The organism is Nocardia crassostreae (assembly GCF_001613405.1).
GTDB classification, from domain to species: domain Bacteria; phylum Actinomycetota; class Actinomycetes; order Mycobacteriales; family Mycobacteriaceae; genus Nocardia; species Nocardia crassostreae.
On sequence record NZ_BDCH01000054.1, the window covers coordinates 1 to 2,778 of the forward strand.

Here is a 2,778-nt window from a genome sequence, read left to right on the forward strand (position 1 = left end):
TTGAGTTCTTCGGTGACGGAGCTGACCGATTTCTTGGCGTCGCCGAACAGCATGGAGGTGGTGTCGGCGTAGAACAGCGGGTTGTCGATTCCGGCGAAGCCGGAGTTCATGGACCGCTTGAGCACGATGACCGACTTGGCCTGGTCCACGTTCAGGACGGGCATGCCGTAGATCGGGGACGAGGCATCCTCGCGCGCTGCCGGGTTGGTGACGTCGTTGGCGCCGATGACCAGGGCGACGTCGGTGCGGCCGAATTCGCCGTTGATGTCGTCCGTTTCCTTCATGGTGTCGTAGGAGACCTCGGCCTCGGCGAGCAGCACGTTCATGTGGCCGGGCATGCGACCGGCGACGGGGTGGATGGCGTATTTGACCTCGACGCCCTTGGCCTCCAACAGCGCAGCCATTTCCTTGACCGCGTGCTGGGCCTGGGCGACGGCCATGCCGTAACCCGGGACGACGATGACCTGGTTGGCATACGCCATCTGGATCGCCGCATCCGCTGCCGAAGTCGCCTTGGACTGCTGCTGCTCGGCCCCCGATGCGCCGGGAATCGTTCCCCCGCCGCCGAAGCCGCCCGCGACGATGGCGGGGATGGAGCGGTTCATGGCCTTGGCCATGAGGTTGGTGAGGATGGTGCCGGACGCGCCGACGATCATGCCTGCGACGATCATGGCGGTGTTGTTCAGCGCGAGACCCGCTGCGGCCGCGGACAATCCGGTGAGCGCGTTGAGCAGGGAGATGACGACCGGCATGTCCGCGCCGCCGATGGGCAGCACGACCATGAGGCCGAGAACGCCTGCGAAGACCAGTACCAGGATCATCCAGTACTGCGGCGCACCATCTTTCGTTGCGCCTAGACCGATGATCGCGGCGGCCGCGAGGGAGCCTGCGGCCAGTACCACGTTCAGCGTCTGTTGGAGCTTGCCTATGCCGATCGGCTTGCCGGGCAGGATTTCCTGGAGTTTGCCGAAGGCGATGATGGAGCCCCAGAAGGAGATCGAGCCGATGATGGCGGCGAACAGGGAGGCGATCACGATGTGGGCCGTCGGGTGCTCGTCGGCCGGGAAGTGCGAAAAGCCGTCGGTCACCAGGAATTCGGCCCAGGCGACGAGTGCCACGGTGCCGCCGCCGACACCGTTGAAGGCGGCGACCAGTTGCGTCATGGCGGTCATCTTGGTGAACCGCGCGGTTGGGACGCCCAGGGCCACACCGACGGTCAGAGCGGCGATAATGATGATCCAGTTGGTGGTGTCGCGGATGGAGATGAAGGTTGCGACCACCGCGAGGGCCATGCCGATGGCGGCGATCCAGTTGCCGCGTACCGCGGTCTTGGGGCCGGTCAAGCCCATCAGGCCGTAGATGAACAGTGCGAAGGCGACGATGTAGAGGGTGTTGACGAGGGCGGTCATTGTTTCGCCTTCACGGGTTTGAACATGCCGAGCATGCGGTCGGTGACCACGAAACCGCCTATGACATTGAGGGTTCCGAATACGACCGCTACGAAGAGGACGATGCGCATCGCCGGGGAGGGGTGCTCGATTTTGCCGAGTACCACCAGGGCGCCCAGGACGACAATGCCGTGAATGGCGTTGGTGCCGGACATGAGTGGGGTGTGCAGGGTGTTGGGCACCTTGGAGATGACGGCGAAGCCGACGAATCCGGACAGCACCAGAATGGCGATATTGGCGAGGAGTTCGGTGTACATCAGGCATCCACCTCACGGGTCACGCAGGAGTCGGCCAGCACCTGGTCCTCGAAATCGGGTGCCAGGGCACCGTCTTTCAGCATCAGTTCCAGCAGCGCGGCAATGTTCTTGGAGTACAGTTCCGAGGCGTGCTCGGGCATGGTCGCCGGGAGGTTCAACGGCGAAGCGATCGTCACGTCATGGCGCACAACGGTTTTGCCGGGCTCGGTGAGCTCGCAGTTACCGCCGGTCTCACCCGCCATATCGATGATCACGCTGCCGGGCTTCATACCCTCCACCGCGGCGGCGGTCACCAGCCGCGGCGCGGGACGCCCCGGCACCAGCGCGGTGGTGATGACCACGTCGAAGCCCTTGATCGCGTTCTCGAGGGCCTGCTGCTGGGCGGCGCGTTCCCCGTCGGTGAGCTCGCGGGCGTAGCCGCCTTCACCGGCGGCGTCGATCCCGAGATCGAGCCACTGCGCGCCGACCGAGCGCACCTGATCGGCGACCTCGGGACGCACGTCGTAGCCGGTGGTGCGCCCACCCAGGCGCTTGGCCGTCGCCAACGCTTGCAGCCCGGCGACACCCACACCGAGGACCAGCACGGTGGCCGGTTTCACGGTGCCCGCGGCGGTGGTCAGCATGGGGAAGAAGCGAGTGGACTCCGAGGCGGCCAGCAGCACGGCCTTGTATCCGGCGACATTGGCCTGCGAGGAGAGCGCATCCATCACCTGCGCGCGGGAGATCCGCGGGATCGCTTCCACCGCGAACGCCTGCACGCCCGCGTTCTTCAACGCGCCGATCTTGTTGTCGGCATTGCGGGGGGCGAGGAACCCGATCAGCGTCTGCCCGGCCGACAGTTTCGCGATCTCGGAATCGTTGGGCGGTGCGACCTTCACGATGACCTCGGCGCTCCACGGATCGCCGATGGTCGCACCGGCTGCGGTGTAGAGCTCGTCGGGGATGAGTGCGCCCAGACCGGCACCGGACTCGACGATCACCTCCACACCCTGCTTCAACAGTGCGGGAATGATCTTCGGCACCAATGCGACACGTCGATCCTCGGGATCGGATTCCCGCACCACTCCGATGCG

General features: G+C 65.5%; 3 protein-coding genes. All 3 read right to left on the reverse strand.

Annotated features, from left to right (window positions below):
* On the reverse strand, positions 1-1,409 hold a 1,409-nt coding region (locus NC4_RS38525), incomplete at its 3' end, for an NAD(P)(+) transhydrogenase (Re/Si-specific) subunit beta (protein WP_067549548.1).
* Entirely contained in the window at positions 1,406-1,705 is a 300-nt protein-coding gene (locus NC4_RS38530; RefSeq protein WP_067549550.1) for an NAD(P) transhydrogenase subunit alpha part 2, read from the reverse strand. The genes NC4_RS38525 and NC4_RS38530, both read right to left, overlap by 4 nt.
* Positions 1,705-2,775, reverse strand: a complete 1,071-nt coding sequence (locus tag NC4_RS38535) for a Re/Si-specific NAD(P)(+) transhydrogenase subunit alpha (RefSeq protein ID WP_245722222.1) — start codon at positions 2,773-2,775, stop codon at positions 1,705-1,707. Before NC4_RS38535 ends, NC4_RS38530 begins: the two co-directional genes overlap by 1 nt.
* Between the last annotated feature and the right edge of the window lie 3 nt (positions 2,776-2,778).

What these genes read in the sequence shown, in the direction of transcription:
- NC4_RS38530 (WP_067549550.1), bottom strand. Translation starts at nt 1,705, where the DNA reads ATGTACACCGAACTCCTCGCCAATATCGCCATTCTGGTGCTGTCCGGA.